This is a genomic window from Embleya hyalina, from assembly GCF_003967355.1.
GTDB classification, from domain to species: Bacteria; Actinomycetota; Actinomycetes; order Streptomycetales; family Streptomycetaceae; genus Embleya; species Embleya hyalina.
This window is the reverse complement of the sequence record NZ_BIFH01000017.1, coordinates 28,946-46,447: the sequence shown is the minus strand read 5'-3', so window position 1 is coordinate 46,447 and position 17,502 is coordinate 28,946. Positions and strand designations below refer to the sequence as shown.

The 17,502-nt window shown below is 70.7% G+C and carries 13 protein-coding genes; 9 read left to right on the top strand and 4 right to left on the bottom strand.

The window, feature by feature from the left end; genetic code table 11:
- Nucleotides 1-392: 392 nt before the first annotated feature.
- Both glgP and EMA17_RS13625 read left to right on the top strand, forming a co-directional pair.
- Nucleotides 393-3,005 carry an alpha-glucan family phosphorylase gene (gene glgP, locus EMA17_RS13630; RefSeq protein WP_126637265.1) on the top strand — a complete coding sequence of 871 codons (2,613 nt, stop codon included), beginning with the start codon at nucleotides 393-395 and terminating at the stop codon, nucleotides 3,003-3,005.
- 282 nt (nucleotides 3,006-3,287) lie between these two features.
- Nucleotides 3,288-4,490 (top strand): L,D-transpeptidase, encoded by a 1,203-nt coding sequence (locus tag EMA17_RS13625; protein ID WP_246126649.1) that lies wholly within the window; start codon nucleotides 3,288-3,290, stop codon nucleotides 4,488-4,490.
- 111 nt (nucleotides 4,491-4,601) lie between these two features.
- Here the strand turns inward: EMA17_RS13625 and EMA17_RS13620 are convergent, their stop codons facing one another.
- Nucleotides 4,602-6,902 (bottom strand): MMPL family transporter, encoded by a 2,301-nt coding sequence (locus tag EMA17_RS13620; protein ID WP_246126648.1) that lies wholly within the window; start codon nucleotides 6,900-6,902, stop codon nucleotides 4,602-4,604.
- A gap of 341 nt (nucleotides 6,903-7,243) precedes the next feature.
- Here EMA17_RS13620 and EMA17_RS13615 point away from each other — a divergent pair, with 341 nt between their 5' ends.
- From EMA17_RS13615 to EMA17_RS13590, 6 genes are all read left to right on the top strand, one after another.
- A complete protein-coding gene (locus EMA17_RS13615) occupies nucleotides 7,244-8,560 on the top strand; it encodes a sensor histidine kinase (RefSeq protein WP_160161396.1) in 1,317 nt (438 codons plus the stop codon).
- A gap of 5 nt (nucleotides 8,561-8,565) precedes the next feature.
- Nucleotides 8,566-9,246 carry a response regulator gene (locus tag EMA17_RS13610; RefSeq protein WP_126637261.1) on the top strand — a complete coding sequence of 227 codons (681 nt, stop codon included), beginning with the start codon at nucleotides 8,566-8,568 and terminating at the stop codon, nucleotides 9,244-9,246.
- Between the two features lie 45 nt (nucleotides 9,247-9,291).
- On the top strand, nucleotides 9,292-10,428 hold the full coding sequence (locus EMA17_RS13605) for a Fic family protein (RefSeq protein ID WP_126637260.1): 1,137 nt from the start codon (nucleotides 9,292-9,294) through the stop codon (nucleotides 10,426-10,428).
- A gap of 127 nt (nucleotides 10,429-10,555) precedes the next feature.
- Entirely contained in the window at nucleotides 10,556-10,957 is a 402-nt protein-coding gene (locus tag EMA17_RS13600; protein WP_126637259.1) for a hypothetical protein, read from the top strand.
- A gap of 88 nt (nucleotides 10,958-11,045) precedes the next feature.
- Nucleotides 11,046-11,657, top strand: coding sequence for a hypothetical protein (locus EMA17_RS13595; RefSeq protein WP_126637258.1), 612 nt, complete (start codon nucleotides 11,046-11,048; stop codon nucleotides 11,655-11,657).
- A 220-nt stretch (nucleotides 11,658-11,877) separates the two neighbouring features.
- Nucleotides 11,878-12,855, top strand: coding sequence for a hypothetical protein (locus EMA17_RS13590; RefSeq protein WP_126637257.1), 978 nt, complete (start codon nucleotides 11,878-11,880; stop codon nucleotides 12,853-12,855).
- A gap of 22 nt (nucleotides 12,856-12,877) precedes the next feature.
- Here EMA17_RS13590 and EMA17_RS13585 read toward each other — a convergent pair whose 3' ends face one another.
- From EMA17_RS13585 to EMA17_RS13575, 3 genes are all read right to left on the bottom strand, one after another.
- Nucleotides 12,878-13,657 carry a tyrosine-protein phosphatase gene (locus EMA17_RS13585; RefSeq protein WP_126637256.1) on the bottom strand — a complete coding sequence of 260 codons (780 nt, stop codon included), beginning with the start codon at nucleotides 13,655-13,657 and terminating at the stop codon, nucleotides 12,878-12,880.
- Between the two features lie 224 nt (nucleotides 13,658-13,881).
- Nucleotides 13,882-16,065 (bottom strand): glycogen debranching protein GlgX, encoded by a 2,184-nt coding sequence (glgX, locus tag EMA17_RS13580; protein ID WP_246126682.1) that lies wholly within the window; start codon nucleotides 16,063-16,065, stop codon nucleotides 13,882-13,884.
- Nucleotides 16,066-16,254: 189 nt separating this feature from the next.
- Entirely contained in the window at nucleotides 16,255-16,584 is a 330-nt protein-coding gene (locus EMA17_RS13575; RefSeq protein ID WP_126637254.1) for a hypothetical protein, read from the bottom strand.
- Nucleotides 16,585-17,032: 448 nt separating this feature from the next.
- Here EMA17_RS13575 and EMA17_RS13570 point away from each other — a divergent pair, with 448 nt between their 5' ends.
- Nucleotides 17,033-17,485, top strand: coding sequence for an NAD(P)H-binding protein (locus EMA17_RS13570; RefSeq protein WP_126637253.1), 453 nt, complete (start codon nucleotides 17,033-17,035; stop codon nucleotides 17,483-17,485).
- Nucleotides 17,486-17,502 lie beyond the last annotated feature (17 nt).

Below are 17,502 nucleotides of genomic sequence, written 5' to 3'. Positions count from 1 at the left end.
GTCCCGTGCGCGTCGCGCGCGATGCACCCGTACGGAAACCCACTCGATACCCCGATTGCCGGACCCGGGAGTGGCGACGAACCGACCCGGCGGCGACCGGTGGGATCGCTCGGGTCCACCTCTCACCGCTGCGCGGCGGCCATTGCTCGTGACGCGACCACCAGGCGGGGACCGGGTGGGGCCCGGCCCGCGACCGTGGACGGTGGATGTCTGGTGTGTCCGCGGTACGGCGGGACGGAAGGACCCGGCTGTTCAACGATCGTCAAGTCGATCGGGGCACGGTCCATATGGTGTAAAAACGCCCCCAGACCCATCCGCAAGATCTTGCCGGCTTTGCAAGCGCACTGCATCCACTGTCGCAAGTTCTGCCGCCTTCCGGCTAGGGTCGCAGCGTGAGAGCAATCCGCAGATTCACCGTGCGTACGGTTCTGCCCGCTCCGCTGGAGCCACTGGGTGAACTGGCAATGAACCTCCGCTGGTCCTGGCACGCGGAGACCCGCGCCCTGTTCGAGTCGATCGACCCGGACACCTGGGCGGCGGTCGGCCGGGACCCGGTCCGCCTCCTCGGCACCGTGCCGAACGACAAGCTCGGCGCGCTCGCCGACGACCGCCGCTTCCTTGCCCGCCTGCGGGTCGCAGCCGAAGACCTGCACGAATACCTGACCGGACCTCGCTGGTATCAAACCCTCTCGGGCACCGGCGCGAGCCTTGCCGCACCCCCCGCGGCCATCGCGTACTTCTCGCCGGAGTACGGCATCACGGCCGCACTTCCGCAGTACAGCGGGGGTTTGGGCATCCTCGCGGGCGACCATCTCAAGGCCGCCAGCGACCTGGGTGTGCCCATCGTCGGGGTCGGATTGATGTACCGCCACGGCTACTTCCGACAGTCGTTGTCCCGAGACGGTTGGCAGCAGGAGCGTTACCCCCTCCTGGACCCCAACGAGTTGCCACTGACCCTCCTTCGGGGTGCCGACGGTGCACCCGCACGGGTGGTCATCGGACTCCCGACGGGTGAGTTGCACGCGCGGATCTGGAAGGCCCAGGTCGGTCGGGTGCCGCTGCTCCTGCTCGACTCCGACATCGAGGAGAACGAGCCCGCCGAACGCGAGGTGACCGACCGGCTGTACGGCGGCACGAGCGAACATCGCTTGCATCAGGAGATGCTGCTCGGCATCGGCGGGGTGCGGGCTTTGCGGGCTTTTTGCGAGATCACCGGCCATCCCGCACCCGAGGTCTTCCACACCAACGAGGGCCACGCCGGATTCCTGGGCATCGAGCGCATCCGCGAGTTCACCGGGACCGACGGGTTGGACTTCGACGCGGCCCTCGAAGCCGCCCGGGCGGGCACGGTGTTCACCACGCACACGCCCGTGCCGGCCGGCATCGACCGGTTCGGTCGCGATCAGATCCAGCGGCATTTCGGCGGCGACCTCGCGTGTCCGGGGGTTCCGGTGGATCGGGTCCTCGCACTCGGCGCGGAGACCTACCCGGACGGTGATCCGGGCGTGTTCAACATGGCCGTGATGGGCCTGCGGCTCGCCCAACGGGCCAACGGCGTGAGCAAGTTGCACGGACGGGTCAGTCGGGGCATGTTCGACGGCCTGTGGCCGGGCTTCGACACCACCGAGGTACCGATTACCTCGATCACGAACGGCGTACACGCGCCCACGTGGGTGGACGGCGACGTCACCGACCTGATCGCGCGCGAGGCGGGCGTCGAACTCGCCGAGGATCCGGCGGCGTGGGCGGCGATCGACGGGCTGTCGGCGGGCTCGTTGTGGGAGTTGCGGCGCGCGCTGCGGGCGAAGCTGGTCGCCGAGGCGCGGCTGCGGCTGCGCGAGTCCTGGCGGCAACGGGGCGCCGGCGAGGCGGAATTGGGCTGGATCGAGGGGGTGCTCGATCCCGACGTGTTGACCATCGGGTTCGCCCGTCGGGTGCCGTCCTACAAGCGGCTCACCCTGATGCTGCGCGATCAGGACCGGCTGCGCTCGATGTTGCTGCATCCGGAGCGGCCGGTGCAGATCGTGATCGCGGGCAAGGCGCACCCGGCCGACGAGGGCGGCAAGCGGCTGATCCAGGACCTGGTGCGGTTCGCCGACAGCGAGGACGTGCGGCACCGGATCGTCTTCCTGCCGGACTACGACATCGCGATGGCGCAACACCTGTACCCCGGGTGCGACGTGTGGCTGAACAACCCGCTGCGTCCGCTGGAGGCGTGTGGCACCTCGGGGATGAAGGCCGCGCTGAACGGCTGCCTGAACCTGTCCATCCTGGACGGGTGGTGGGACGAGTGGTACGACGGCTCGAACGGGTGGGCGATTCCGACCGCCGACGGGATCACCGACGTGGATCGTCGGGACGACCTGGAGGCGGCGGCGCTCTACGACCTGATCGAGAACTCGGTCGCGGCCAGGTTCTACGATCGGGGCCCCGAGGGGCTGCCCGGCCGGTGGCTGGAAATGGTCCGGCACACGCTGGCCACGCTCGGTCCGAAGGTGCCGGCGGACCGGATGGTCAAGGACTACGTCGACGTGCTGTACGCGCCGGCCGCGCTGTCGGGTCGGGCGATCACCGGGTCGGCCGCCCGGGAGTTGGCCGAGTGGAAGGCGCACGCGCGGCGGTCCTGGCCGGGCGTTCGGGTCGATCACGTGGAGTCGGGCGGGATAGGGGACGCCCCCGAGGTCGGCAACACGCTGAACCTGCGGGTCTTCGTCTCGCTGGGCGAACTCGCCCCCGCCGACGTGGAGGTCCAGGTCGTGCACGGCCGGGTCGACGACGCGGACCGGATCGTGGACGGCACGATCGCGCCGCTGAAGGCCGGTCGCCGGGACGAGCACGGCCGGTGGTTCTACGAGGGTTCGCTCGCGCTGGACCGGACCGGGCCGTTCGGCTACACGGTGCGGGTCATGCCGACGCACCCGCTGTTGGCCGGCCCCGCCGAACTCGGCCTGATCGCGATCCCGCCGGAGAGCGAGGGCTTCGCGGAGGGCATCGCGCTGCGCTGACGCGGTGATCGCGGGCTCGGGCCCCGTCGTCCTTCGGGACGGCGGGGCCCGAGGTGTTTTTCGGCCGGCGGCGGCCCGTGCCCGCGGTTCCGTCCAGGGGTGGTGATCGACCTCATACCTCGTGGTCGTAACGGCGGGGGTGGGCAACGGGGTCATTCCTTTCGGTAGCGCAGCGACTTAGGGAGATCCATGTCGACGACGGCAGCAGGGGCCACATCCGGTTCGGGCGCACAAAGACCTCGCTCGCGACGACGGATACGCAGGGCCCTGCCGGCGCTCGCGGTGTGTGTCGCGCTCCTGGGCGTGGGGGCGTGCGGCGGGGGTGACGGGAAGAAGGACGGAAAGGACGCGAAGGACGACAAGGTCGCGCCGATCGCGCAGACCAGGGCCCCCGACGGCGCGCCCCGGGTTTCCCAGGCGGTGGTCACGATCGCGCCGAAGGACGGCGCGACGGAGGTGGCCACCGACGGCGCGCTGAAGGTGAGCGCGAGCGCCGGGAAGCTGACGCAGGTCACCGTGACCGGCTCCGAGGGCGGCAAGCCGGTCGAGGGCACCATCTCGCCGGACGGGGCGAGTTGGCAGCCCGCGGCGGCCCTGCAGACCGGGACCAAGTACGCGGTGTCCGCGACCGCGACCGACGCCGCCGGGCTGGTGTCGGCGCTGCAGTCCTCGTTCACCACGCTCACCCCGGCGAACGCCAACTACGGCGTGTTCAACATCGACGCGAACGAGACGTACGGCGTCGGCATGATCGTCTCGCTGGAGTTCACCAAGAAGGTCACGGACAAGGCGGTGGTGAACCAGTCGGTCAAGGTCACCTCGGACCCCGCCGTCGAGGTCAAGGGCCACTGGTTCGGCAACCAGCGGCTGGACTTTCGCCCGGAGAAGTACTGGAAGCCCGGCACGAAGGTGACCCTGCACCTGGACCTGGACGGGAAGCAGACCTCCCCGGGCGTCTACGGCAGGCAGAAGAAGGACGTCACCTTCACCGTCGGCCGCGCGCAGACCAGCGTCGCCGACCACACCGCGCACACCTTGACGATCACCCGCGACGGTGCCCTGCTCAAGAAGCTGCCGGCCAGCCTGGGGGACGCGGAGAACCCGTCGTGGAACGGCAGGATGACCATCATGTCCAAGGAGCCCACGGTGCACATGGACTCCCAGACGGTCGGCCTGGCCAAGGGCGTGTACGACATCAAGGACGTCCCGCACGGCATGCGGCTGAGTTCCACCGGCACCTACGTGCACGGCAACTACTGGCGTACGGACCCGCTGCCGTTCGGCAAGGAGAACACCAGCCACGGCTGCGTGAGCCTGCAGGACGTCAAGGGCGGCGGCGACCCGAACATGAACGCCGCCTGGTTCTACAAGGAGTCGCTGATCGGGGACGTGGTCGAGGTGATCAACTCGCCCAGGAAGGTGGTCGACCCCGACAACGGCTGGAGCGGCTGGGCGATGGACTGGGCGGGGTGGACGGCGGGCTGATCGGCTCGATCGCCCGAACCCGCGAAGTGCGCGACCCCGAAGGGGGCGGAGCCGGTGTCCCGGCGCCGCCCCCTTCGGGGTCACTGGTCGTGTCGTGTCTCGGCCGGCCCGTCAGCCGTGCGGCCGGTCCGGGTGGTGCTGCTGCCCGTACGGCTGCCCGTACGGCTGCCCGGGGTAGGGCTGTTGCGCCTGGTACGGCTGCCCCGGGTAGGGCTGCTGTCCGGTGTACGGGGCGGGCCCGTATCCGCCGGCCATCTGCGGTTCGGTCACGAGCGTGCGGTCCGCGTCCGGGTGGTTGTACGCCGTCGGCGCGCTCGTCCCGCGCCCGTGCCCTTTGTTGCCGCGGCGCGGCCACCACAGGCCCCGGCCCAGGATCGCGGCGATCGAGGGCACCAGCACGATGGAGAGCAGCATCGAGGAGAGCAGGATGCCGACCGCGGTGGCGAAGCCGATCTCGGCGGTCGCGGGACTGGCCGCCAGGCTGGCGAAGGAACCGGCCAGGACCAGGCCGGCCGTGGCGATCGCCGGCGCGGTGTGCCGGACCGCCTCGGCCACCGCCTTGCGGGCCGGGATCGGCTTGTCCATCTCCTCCCGGAGCCGGTCGCTCATCAGGATGTTGTAGTCGGTGCCCAGCGCGACCACGAACAGGAACAACACCAGCGGCAGGGTGAAGGACACCCCGGGGCGGTCGAGCATGTGCTGGAAGACCATCGTCCCGGCGCCGAGCGTGGCCACGAAGCCCAACCCGACCGCGAGCATCAGCACCAGCGGCGCCAGCAGCGAGCGCAGCAGCAGGAACAGGATCAGCGCGATCAGGATCGCGGCGACCGGGAAGACCAGCTTGAGGTCCTTGTTCACCGCGGTGGCCACGTCGGCGAAGATCGCCGCCGTTCCGGTGATGTGCGCCTCGGTGCCCTGGGGGGTGTTCTGGGCGATCGTGCCGCGGACCGGGCCGGTGATCAGGTCACGGGCCTTTTGGGTGTCGGCCTTGGCGGCCAGGAACACGTCGATCCGAGCGGCCGACTTGTCCGGGTTGAGCACGGGCTTGGCGACCTGGCCGACACCCTCGACCTTGCCCAGCGCGCCGGTCAGCCCGGTGAGCGAACGTTCGTCGAGCTTGCCGCCCGCCTTGGTCTGCACGTAGACGGTGTGCGGGTCGGACACGCCCGCCGGCAGCGAACGGGAGATCTCGTCGGCGGTCCTGGTGGCGTTGGTGGTGGGCTGACCGTGCTGGTCGTAGCTCATCTTGACGCCGACGGCACCGGCCCCGAGCGCGGCGAGCAGGACCAGGCTGCCGACCAGGTAGCGCACCGGACGCGCGCTGATGTTCTCGCCCAGCCGGGCGGCGAAGCCCGCCGGACGCTCCTTCTTCCAGGCCCGCGCCGGCCAGAACATCGCCCGACCGGTGACCGCGAGCAGCGCGGGCAGCAGGGTGAGGCTGCCGAGCAGGGCGACGAGCACCGAGACCGCGATGGCCGGGCCGAGCACCTTGAACTGACCGAAGCTGGCGATGCCCAGGGTGGCGAACGCCGCCACGATGGTCAGCGCCGCGCAGGTGATCGCGTTGCCCACCCGGCCGGCGGTGTTGGCGGCGGCCTCGCGCTTGTCCATGTTCGGGTGGGTCCGCAACTCCTCGCGGAAGCGGAACATCAGGAACAGGAAGTAGTCGACGACGATGCCGAGCAGGACGACGGTGATCAGGGACGGTACGGACGGGTCGACCTTGATGTCCAGAAGCTTCGCGCTGCCGGCGACCGCGCCGGTGGCGACACCGCCGATCAACGCCACCGCGAGCAGCGGCAGGATCGCGGCCAGGATGCTGCGGAACACCACCACGTTCAGCAGGATGATGAGACCCATCGTCAATGCGCCGACGAGTGCCTCGGTGTCCTTTTCCTCGTCCAGGTTGTCGACCGTGCTCGCGATTCCGCCGGTGAATCCGACCCGGAATCCGGCGGCCTGGTAATCGGTTTTCGCCAGATCGCGGGCGTCCCGATACACGTCCTGCAGACCGGTGTCGGTCGCATTGCCGCTCAACGACAGGGTGAGCAGTTGGAATGTCCCGTCGGGCGCGACCACCCCGACCGTGTAGCGCGGCGTCTGGGAGAAGTCCTTGGCGAACTGCTCCGGCTCGGCCTTGATGCGCTTCGCGGACAGCCCCGCGGCCGTGTCCGCGATCTTCTTCCCGTCCTGCGGGCCGAGCTTGGCGCCGTCCGCGCGGGCCACGAGCACGGTCACCGCGTTCGGGTCCGGCTTTTCGTCGAACTTCTTCTCGGCGATTTGGATCGCCGCCGCGGAATCGTATTTCTTCGGCAGGAAGTCGCCGGTCGAGGAATCGGTGACGCTGTTCATCAACGGCTGGCCGACGGCGGTCAGGGCGAGACCGACGATCGCCCAGACGATAATCGTCATCCATCGATGACGTGTGGCGAACGCGGTTGTTCTACGGATCATTTTCCTTCTCCGCCGTCGGATCGAAACGCGGGAGTTCGATGCGGGAACTCCGGAATGCCTCAAGCTCATCACGCGAAACCCCCTCCGGGCATCGACCGGGGGAAGGGGAAGGGACCGGGACCACGGTCCGGGCGGATCGCGGAACCAGGACTTCGGTCCGGGGCGCGGATCATCTGCGATGAGGTTCAGAAAACCGGGCACGGGCGATGGAATGGGACGACCGGGCGGACGGGCCGGGCGGGCGGACGCCGGCCGGGCGCGGGCGAACGAACGGCACCAACCATGAAGGAGGCCCGCGCATGGGCTCCGAGCACCGCTCAGCGGCGGGGCCGGCGACGATCACCACGATCGGGGCGACGGCCGCGGAGCCGGCGGCCGGTCCGGGGATCGGGTCGGCGGTCGGGTCGGCCGGCGCGGGTTCGGGTCCCGTTCCGGGGCCGGGGTGGCCCCCGGGGCTGATCGGGCTGGTCGGGCGGCGGATCCGGGCCTGCCGGCGCACCCGCGACGACCTGCTGATCGCGCTCGGCTGCGGGGCGGCGGACCTCGCCTCGTACTTCGCCTCCGGCCATACGGCCGCGCCGCACGCGTCCGTCGTCGGCGCGCTGCTGATCACGGCCGGCGCCGCTGCGCTGTTCTTCCGTCGGCGCTTTCCGACCCGCGTGCTCGGCGTACTGGTCGCGCTCCATGTGGCGTTGTCCGCGGTCGTCACGATGCACGCGCACAACTTCTCCGTGTCGGTCGCGGTCGCGCTGTACACGGTGGCCCGGAACCGCGGCGCGCGCGCCATCGGCGCGGCCGCTCTCGCGGCGCTCGCGGGTCAGGCGGCGCACGCGACGCGGGAGGCCTCGACCACCCCGCTGATGGTGTTCGGCGACGCGCTGTTCATCGCCCTGGTGATCGCGGTGGGCGTCTGGGTGCGCCGGTGGCGGGAGCAGGTGACGCTGAACCGGCGGCTGCTCGCGGAGCGGGCGGTGACCGAGGAGCGCCGGCGGATCGCGCGCGAACTGCACGACATCGTCGCGCACCACCTCACCACGATGTACCTGATGTCCGGCGGCGCGCGCGCCACCCTCGACCGCGATCCCGAGACCGCCCGGGAGGCGCTGGTCACGCTGGAGTCGTCCGGCCGCACCGCGCTGCGCGAGATGCGCCAACTGCTCGGCGTGCTGCGCGGCACCGACGTGGCCGAGGACGCGCCCTCCGCGCCCCAGCCGGGGATCCGCGAGATCGACCGACTGCTCGTCGAGTCGCGCGCGGCCGGGCTGCCCGTCGAGTTCGAGGCGCTGGGCGAGCCGGGTCGGGTGCCGTTGGCGATCGGGCTCACGCTGTACCGGATCGTGCAGGAGGCGCTGACCAACGCGCGCAAGCACGCGGGTGACGCGCGGGCCTGCGTACGGCTCGAATTCCGGTCCGACCTGGTCGCGGTGGAGATCTGCGACGACGGCGACGGAGGCCGCGGGGACACCGCGGTCGGGGAAGGCGGGTACGGTCTCCTGGGTATGCGCGAGCGCGTCGCCGTGCACGGTGGTGTGCTCGAGGTGGGCAGGCGCCCCGAAGGCGGATTCCGGGTGGCCGCACTCGTGCCCCTGCCGCCGGCGGAGCCAGGAGAGGATTGAGACTGATGAGCGTGGACGCACCCCCGGTCACCGTGCTGCTCGCGGACGATCAGCCGCTCGTGCGTCGGGGACTGGCGCTGATCCTGCGCTCCGACCCCGGCATCGAGGTGATCGGCGAGGTCGACGACGGCGCGCAGGCGGTCGAGGCCGCGCATCGGCTGCGTCCGAACGTGATCCTGATGGACATCCGCATGCCGGTCCTCGACGGCGTACAGGCCACCGCGCGGCTGACCGAGGAACTGCCCGAGTGCCGGGTGCTCGCGCTGAGCACGTTCGACATGGACGAGTACGTGGTCGGCGCGCTGCGCGCCGGGGCGATCGGCTTCCTGCCCAAGGACGTGCTGCCCGAGGACCTGATCGCGGCGGTGCACACGGTCCACCTGGGCGAGGCCGCGGTCGCGCCGCGGCTGCTCACGCGCCTGATCGAGTCCTTCGTCAAGGCCCCCTCGGCCCCGCAGCCCTCGGCGACGGGCCTGCGCGACCTGACCCCGAGGGAGGTCGAGGTACTGCGCCTGATCGCGGCGGGCCTGGACAACGCCGAGATCGCCCAGACGATGAGCATCGGCGTCCAGACCGTCAAGAACCACGCCACGGGCCTCTTCGCCAAACTCGGCGTCCGCGACCGCGCCCAGGCAGTCGTCTTCGCCTACGAATCCGGCCTGATCCAGGCGGGCCGGGCGACGTAGCGGCTTCCGTTTGCGAAAGTGTCTAGATGATGGTGTCATCTAGACATGCTCTTTCGTGTTCCTCGCCTCGACGACCGTGATGCGCGCGCTCTCCACGAGATCGAGGAGATGCGCACCCGGTTGCGGCACATGCTGCGCCCTGAACTCCGATGGTCGGGGCAACTGCGGCGGAATCTCACGGCCCGGGCCATCGCCGGTTCCAACACGATCGAGGGATACGCGGCCTCGGTAGACGACGTCGAGGCGCTGCTGTCGGGCGAGGAGCCTTTGGAGGCTTCCGAAGAGACGCGCGTGGAAGTCGAGGCGTATCAGCGCGCGATGACCTACATTCAGGGCCTTTCCGACGCGGGGGAGGACTTTCGTTACGACATAGGGCTGCTGAACGGTCTGCACTTCATGATGCAGGGGCACCACATGAACAAACGCCCGGGTAGATGGCGCAAGGGCCCCGTTTACGTCACCTCCCCGGAGGACCCCGCCGTCGCCGCGTACACGGCGCCCGAGCCCGACCGGGTCCCGGCTCTGATGGGGGAGTTGGTGACCTGGCTCAACGAAGGCGACCTCGAATCGCCGGTTCACGTACGGGCCTCGATGGCCCACCTGAACCTTGTGAGCATCCATCCCTGGCCCGGTGGCAACGGTCGGATGTCGCGTGCCCTGTCCACCCTGGTGTTCTCTCGCGAGGCGCTGATGCCCGCGGAGTTCTCCTCCATCGAGGAATGGCTGGGCTATGGGCAGAACACGTACGCGTACTACGGCGTTCTTCAGCAGGTGGGCGGCCCTACCTGGGACCCCTCCCGGGACGCCCACGCCTGGATTCGATTCTGCCTGGGTGCCCACCATCGACAGGCTCAAATGGCGGGCAGAAGGGTGGACCTGTACTCCCGGGTGTGGTGCGAGCTCACCGAACACGCGGAACGAGCCGGTCTCGACGAGCGCGTGGCGTTCGCCCTGATGCCTGCGGCGTTCGGGAACAAGGTGCGGCGGCCGGTGTATCAACACGATGCCGACATCAGCGAGCAGTCCGCCGTCCGCGACCTTCGGGAACTGGTGGCTCAGGGGTGGCTGGAACCCCACGGCAAGGCTCGGGGCAGGCACTACACCGCCGCGCGCCGAATGACGCCGATTCTCGAGGACGTGACCAGGACCATGCCTGCGTTCAGCAACCCCTACCGCGACTGATTCGCCTGGGCCGAACAGGTGACGGAAGTGCATCAACTCGTGAGTGTGGGGGGCGCGGGCGGGTGCGGCGGGTTGGGATGGGGTGTGCGGGGGCCGGAGTCGATCCGACGGATGAAGGTGTCACCCCATGTACGACTCGGCCGAGCCCGGCGGCAACCCCTACGCTCCGCGTCTGGTGGCCGCCGGGCAGACGTTCGATGTGATCGAGGTGGATGCGCGGCTCGGGCGCGAGGTGGTGAAGCACCTGCGGGCGGCGGGAGTTCGGGTCGGGCCGGTGATCCACGACCGGCGCTGCGCGAAGATGGGCTTCCTGGTTCCGGTCACCGGTCCGGATCGCACCCGGCTGCGGGACCAGCGCGGGCCGAGTCGGCACGGTCTCGGGGCCTGGGTGACCTTTCCTCCGCCGCGTGGCGGATCCGGGCCGCTGGTCTGGCACATCGCGCCGAGCGAGAACGCCGTGCCCACTCCGCTGGGCCCGCTCGACGCCGCCATCGCTCGCGCCGCGGCGTCCCTGATCCAGCACGACTGAGGGCCGGGTGCCCCGTCGTAAAGCTCTCGTCAGCGGTGGGAGCGCGCCCATACGATGCGGGCCTCGGTTGCGGAGACAGGGGTGGCGAATGGTTCCCGTGGGTCGGCGGATCGGCGAGTTACGCGGCGAGGTGGTGGGCCATCTCGGGGCTCGGCGGCGGATTCGGCAGTGGATCGCCATCGGGTTCGTACTCGGGCTGCTGATCGGTGCGGGGGGCGCGGCCGGGGCGGCGGCGCTGTACTGGCCGGAGAAGGACAAGCCGCTGAAGATGACGATGCGCGAGCGGGAGATCCCGGTCAAGGCGCCGTCGGTGCTCAGCGGGCAGACCACGTTCACCGCGCAGGGACTGACCTGCGGCATCGAGTGGATCACCGGCACACACGCCGAACACTTCGCCAAGGGCCGGCTGTGCCGGGTCAAGATCTCCATCGCGAACAACTCGCTGGCCACCGTGCAGGTCGTCAACCTGGAACAGCGCCTGGTCCTCGCGGACGGCACCCGACTCGCCATGGACCTCGAATCGATGGAGATCAAGCGCCAGTTGCGCGAATTCACCCTCGGCGCCTCCGACACCCTGGTCGAAGACCTGTGGTTCGACCTCCCCGGGAACACCACCCCCACGGCCCTCCTCCTGCGCACCAACGCCGAGGCCCCCCAGGGCCGCGCCGACCTCCCCCAAAAGGACTGGTCGAAGAAGTAACGACCGACCGTGAACGTCCGCCCGGGCGAGCCGCGCGGGTCGCGCCGACCGTACGGGGTCACGCGGCCGGTGGCGCAGGGCGCGGGGGCGGCTCGACGGGTGATGTCGAGGGGATCGCGGGGGTGTTGCGGGTCGGGGTTGGTGGTGGGGCGCGCGGGACCCCCTACCATCGGGGCGAGTCGGCGCCTGACGGGGGCGCGTCGTCGAGGAAGGCCTGCGTGTGACGCACTCGGGGATCGAGCGCAAGCCGATGTTCGCGTTCGGTTGGATTCCGCTGCCGAAACGGGTGGCCGAGCGCTACTTCGTGCCCGACTATCGGCTGATCGGGCGCGATGTGACGCTGGAGCGGGTGCGGGCGATCCGCTCCTGGCTCGGGCTCGGCGTGCTGGTGTGGATCGCGATCACCTATGGGGGCACCGACGATGCCGCCCAGGGCTGGATGGCGAGCTTCATCGCCTCCATCTTCGTGGCGATCATCGCCTGCCCGATCGCGGTCGGCATCATCATCGCGCTCACCCGCTCCGACGTGCGGACCGAGACGCGCAAGAGCCTGATGTTGCCGCTGCGTTCGCTCGCCCTGTTCGTGGTCGTCTCGGTGGCCACGCTCGGCGGTCTGACCGCGTTGGCGTACGGCTCCAGGCAGGTCAACGCCGGGGCCAGCGTGCAGGCCTTCTTCCTCACCGTGCTCGGCCTGGCCGTGTCCCTGTGGGTGTTGCGCTTCTGGTTCCTCGCCGTACGCGCCATCCCGCAGCACCTGTTCCGCGCCGTGGACGGGCACCCGCTGCTGCCTGCCGTGATCGCGCCCTGGCTCTCGTGGTGTGGCGCGCTGGTCGACCTCGGGGACGACGGCGGCAAGGGCGCGCTGCCGACCGGGGTACGGCTGATCGGGTCGCTCGGCGGCCCGATCACGATCACCCTGATGTCGATGTGGGAGATCCGCCGGGTGCGCGGCCGCTACGGCGTGACCTTCCGGGGCGGCCCGCACCCGACCCGCCGCCCCGAGCCGCCGATGCCGCCGACGGCGTTTCCGCACCAGACCGGTCCGTGGGCCGCGCCGCAACCGGCCAACCCGTGGCAACCGGCCCCGCCGTACCCGCCCTACCCGTCGCAGCCGGCCAACCCGCATCAGCACCCGGCCTGGCAGCAGCCCCAGTACCGCCAACCCCCGCCGCCGCCGTGGGGCCCGCCCCGGGGCTGACCCACCCGGCGCCGGTCCCGGCTCAGTCCGTCAGCAGCCGCTCACGCAACCGCGCGACCTCGGCGTCGGAGACCCCCAGGCCGTCCCGTACGTAACCCTCGACCGACCCGTACCGCTCCTCCGCGGCCGCGAACGCCGTGTCCAGATACTCCACGTGCACGTCGAACACCGGCGCCAGGTGCGCGGGGTCGAAGCCGCGCTCCGCGATGTGCTCCAGGATCGCCCGGTTCTTCTCCGCGAGGTGCGCCGCGCTGGCCAGATAGTCCTCGACCACGGTCGCCCCGGGTACCCCGAGCAGGGTGAGCAGCACGGCGGACGTCCACCCGGTCCGGTCCTTGCCGTGCGAGCAGTGGAACACCGTCGGCGCCGGCTCGACCGCCATCCGCGTGAACACCGAGCGGTACGCGGCCCGGGCACCCTCGCTCGTCACGAACCGCCGGTACACCTCGCACATCAGCTCGCGCCCGGCGGTGCCGCCGAGCAGTTCGCCCGCCCGATCCGGGTCGGCGAACACCTCGCCGAACAGCTCGTCGTTCTCCCGACCCATCACGTCCGCGATCAGCAACTCGGCGCCGACCGGCACCCGGTCCGGCTCGCGGTCGCGCTCGGTCGCCGAGCGCAGGTCGATCACCAGGCCGATGCCGAGGCGCACCAGCGTCGCGGCGTCGGTCGTGTCCACCTCGCCGAGGCCGTCGGAGCGGTACACGAGGCCCGTGCGCACCTTGCGACCGGTCGCGGTGGCGTGCCCGCCCGCGTCACGGAAATTTGGGGCGGTGACCAGGATCGGCGTCGGGGACGTCATGGTGCGCGGTCCTTCGCTTCGAGGGGATGTCGGGCGGGGAGGTCGGGCCGGGCCGGCGGACGGCGGCACGCCACACGTGCGCAGCGCCGTCGGTATCTCCACCCTACGCGAGCGTACGGCCAAGCTCCGAGCCGCCCGAAACCGGAAACGCCGGCGACCTCCGCCGGCCACGCCGACGCCTCCGACCGGCCATCTTTTACATGCGCCCGCTCCATCGCCCGCCCCTACGTCGGCGCCCACACCGCGTGCTCCACCCGCAGCAACATCGCCGACCGCCCCGCGAGCCGCAGCCCGCTGCCGCCCGCGACCGGTTCGCTGTACCGGGCCATCGGATCCCCCTCCAGCGCGGTGTCGAGCACCACCTCGTACGAGTGCGCCCACGGCTCGTCCGGCAGGGTGAACCGCATCGGCTGCGACGAGGCGTGCAGGAGGAACAGGAAGCTGTCGTCCACGATCCGCTCACCGCGCGGTCCGCGCCGGTCGATGTCCAGGCCGGACAGGTACATCCCCAGCGTCGCGGTCGGCGCGAACCAGTCCCGGCGGGTCATCTCGCGCCCGCCGGGGGTGAACCAGGCCAGATCGCGCAACCCGTCCGGGGCGACCGGCCGCCCCGAGTAGAACGCCCGGCGACACAGCACCGGATGCGCGCGACGCAGGCGGATCAGCCGCGCGGTCAGCTCGACCAGCGGCCGCCACTCGGGCGAGTCCAGGGCCGACCAGTCCAGCCAGGACAGCTCGTTGTCCTGGCAGTAGGCGTTGTTGTTGCCCGCCTGGGTGCGCCCCATCTCGTCGCCGGAGGTGATCATCGGCACGCCGGTGGACAGCAGCAGGGTGGTCATCAGGTTGCGGATCTGCCGCTTGCGCAGCGACACCACGTTCGGATCCGTCGTCTCGCCCTCGTAGCCGTGGTTCCAGGACCGGTTGTCGTCGGTCCCGTCCCGGTTGTCCTCGCCGTTCGCCTCGTTGCGTTTGCGTTCGTAGGTGACCAGGTCGCGCATCGTGAAGCCGTCGTGCGCGGTGACGAAGTTGATCGAGGCGTACGGGTTGCGCCCGTCGCGCTGGTACAGGTCGGAGGAGCCGGACAGCCGGTACGCCAGCCCCCGCACGTCCGGCCGGGCGCCGCGCCAGAAGTCCCGCACGGCGTCCCGATACTGGTCGTTCCACTCGGTCCACAGCGGCGGGAACGCGCCGACCTGATAGCCGCCCGCGCCCAGGTCCCACGGTTCGGCGATCAGCTTCACCCGGGACAACACGGGGTCCTGCGCGATCACGGTCAGGAACGAGGACAGCTTGTCCACGTCGTGCGCGGATCGGGCGAGCGCGGCGGCCAGATCGAACCGGAAGCCGTCCACGCCCATCTCGATCACCCAGTAGCGCAGCGAGTCGGTGATCAGCTGCAACACGTGCGGCTGCACCACGTCGAGCGTGTTCCCGCACCCGGTGTAGTCGGTGTAGTGCCGGCCGCCGCCGGCCAACCGGTAGTAGCCGCCGTTGTCGATCCCGCGAAAGCACAACGTCGGCCCGCCCGGCCCGCCCTCGCCGGTGTGGTTGTAGACCACGTCCAGGATCACCTCGATCCCGGCCGCGTGCAGCGCGTGCACCATGTCCCGGAACTCGTGCACCTGGCCGCCGCGCCCGCCCGCCGCGGCGTACGCCGCGTGCGGCGCGAAGAACCCCACCGTGTTGTAGCCCCAGTGGTTGGTCCGCCCGCCGCGCGACAGGTGTTCCTCGGACACGAACTGATGCACCGGCAACAACTCGACGGCGGTGACCCCGAGCCGGACCAGGTGGTCGATCGCCGCCGGGTGGGCCAGGCCCGCGTAGGTGCCGCGCAGTTGCTCGGGCACGCGGGGGTGGCGCGCGGTGAAGCCCTTGACGTGCAGTTCGTAGATCACGCTCTCGGCCCACGGGATCTTCGGCCGGCGGTCGTGGGACCAGTCGGCGTCGTCGGCCACCACCACCGACCTGGGGACGAACGCCGCCGAGTCGCGATCGTCGCGCACGGTGTCGGATCCGCCGCGGACATGGCCGAAGACCGCGTCGTCCAGCCGGAATTCGCCGTCCACGGCGCGCGCGTACGGATCCAGGAGCAGCTTGGCCGGATTCCACCGCGCGCCGCGCTCGGGCTCCCAGCGCCCGTGTACCCGATAGCCGTAGCGCTGTCCGGGCCGCACGCCGGGGACATAGCCGTGCCACACCCGAAAGGTCTGCTCGCGCAGCGGCAGCCGCGTCTCGCGCGACGTCCCGTCGGGGCCGTCCTCGAACAGGCACAGCTCGACCGCCTCGGCGTCACCCGCCCACAGCGCGAAGTTGGTGCCGGTCCCGTCGAAGCGCGCGCCGAGCGGCAGGCGGCGGCCGGGCCACGGCGGTGGCAGCCGGCCGTTGCCCGACCGCGCGTCGCCGAGCACGCCGCGCGCGTCGACCTCGGGGTCCGTCGATTCCCACTCGAGCGTCACGGCCGCCTCCCATCCCGGTCACCAGGATGTTCCCGCCGGGCCCCCTCGCATACACGTACACGCCGCGGCGGCGGCATCCCCCGGGGGATGCCGCCGCCGCGGGCGACGATCGGCCGGGTCGGTGCGGCCGATCGGGTCCGCTCAGAACCAGGGGTGCCAGGCGTGCTGGACGTCGGCGTTGCCCTGGGTGATCACCACGACACCCGAATTGCCCTTGATCCCGGCGTTGTTGTTCTGGTTCGAGGCACCCGCGCCGGTCGCGCTCTGCTGGGTGGCGTTGTAGTTGCCGTCGACACCGCCGAGGACGTTTCCGCTGCCGCTGTTGGTGGTGGAGGAGGTCGTGGTCGACGCGTTCGAGCCGTTGTTGCCGACGGTGCCGTTGCCGCCGTCGGCGCACGCGGCGCCCGCGCCGAGGAAGAGCAGACCGGCGGCGAGGGGGGCTACGGCCAGGGTGCCGAGCTTGCGGTTCATGGGGATCCTCCGTGTATCGCGGATCCCGGGCGGGGCCCGGGTGGTCATCGGGTAGGCGCCATCAGGTACGCCACGGGCCGTCGTGCGGGGCGAACGATCCGACCCCCACGGCGACTTCGTGTGACCAAGCTGTCGCAAACGGTGAGCACAATCCAGCGGTACGGCCCGGCTTCCCTCGGGAGAGTGACATGGAAGCCCCGAACCCCCAACGAGCGCCGACACGGAGGGTTGCGGGTGAGGGAGATTTTCCGCCGATTCGGCGCAATGTTTCGGCCACTCTGTCGATTTTGATCACTTTGTCGACGAACAGCGCGTGACCGTCGGCGCGTTCTCTACCGGCGGAGCGCGGAAATGTGCCTCAACTCGCTCCGTGGGCCCGCACGGCGCAACGCGCGCCCCCGGCTTCACGCGAGCTTTACGAATGTCGGGTTTGAGTTAGGTTGCCTCCATGCCCGTCGTCGTCACCGGAGCCGACCAGCCGCTCGGTCGTGCCGTCGCGCTCGAACTCGCCCTGTCCGGCGGGGAGGTACGGGCCACGGTCCGCGATCGCACCGCGGCCGGTGCGCTGCGCGCGGCCGGCGTGCGGGTCGCGGTGAGCGACCTGTCCGACCCGCTGCGCCTGGGCGCGGTGCTCGCCGGCGCGCACACCGTGCTGCATCTCGATCGTGGCCCCGACGGGCGGGGATCACCCGCCGATACGTGGGAATGGTTCCTGGAGGCTGTCGAGGGTACGGATGTCCAGCGGATCGTCACGGTCCTGCCACAGCCTCCGCCCGCTTCTCTTCCCGGGGAGTACGAATTGATCGTCCGTCCGTTTCCCGCCGAGGCCGTGGATCGGCCCGGATTCGCGGCTCCGACGTTGATTCGCGCCCTGGTGGAGGCCGATCGTCGGGCCGGATGACGGAGCAGGGCGCGATG

Bases quoted from the DNA above. Each gene is read 5' to 3' on its own strand.
- EMA17_RS13575 (WP_126637254.1), bottom strand. From the start codon at position 16,584: ATGAACCGCAAGCTCGGCACCCTGGCCGTAGCCCCCCTCGCCGCCGGT.
- EMA17_RS13615 (WP_160161396.1), top strand. From the start codon at position 7,244: ATGGGCTCCGAGCACCGCTCAGCGGCGGGGCCGGCGACGATCACCACG.
- EMA17_RS13595 (WP_126637258.1), top strand. From the start codon at position 11,046: ATGGTTCCCGTGGGTCGGCGGATCGGCGAGTTACGCGGCGAGGTGGTG.
- EMA17_RS13605 (WP_126637260.1), top strand. From the start codon at position 9,292: ATGCTCTTTCGTGTTCCTCGCCTCGACGACCGTGATGCGCGCGCTCTC.
- EMA17_RS13620 (WP_246126648.1), bottom strand. From the start codon at position 6,902: ATGACGATTATCGTCTGGGCGATCGTCGGTCTCGCCCTGACCGCCGTC.
- EMA17_RS13585 (WP_126637256.1), bottom strand. From the start codon at position 13,657: ATGACGTCCCCGACGCCGATCCTGGTCACCGCCCCAAATTTCCGTGAC.
- EMA17_RS13570 (WP_126637253.1), top strand. From the start codon at position 17,033: ATGCCCGTCGTCGTCACCGGAGCCGACCAGCCGCTCGGTCGTGCCGTC.
- EMA17_RS13600 (WP_126637259.1), top strand. From the start codon at position 10,556: ATGTACGACTCGGCCGAGCCCGGCGGCAACCCCTACGCTCCGCGTCTG.
- EMA17_RS13610 (WP_126637261.1), top strand. From the start codon at position 8,566: ATGAGCGTGGACGCACCCCCGGTCACCGTGCTGCTCGCGGACGATCAG.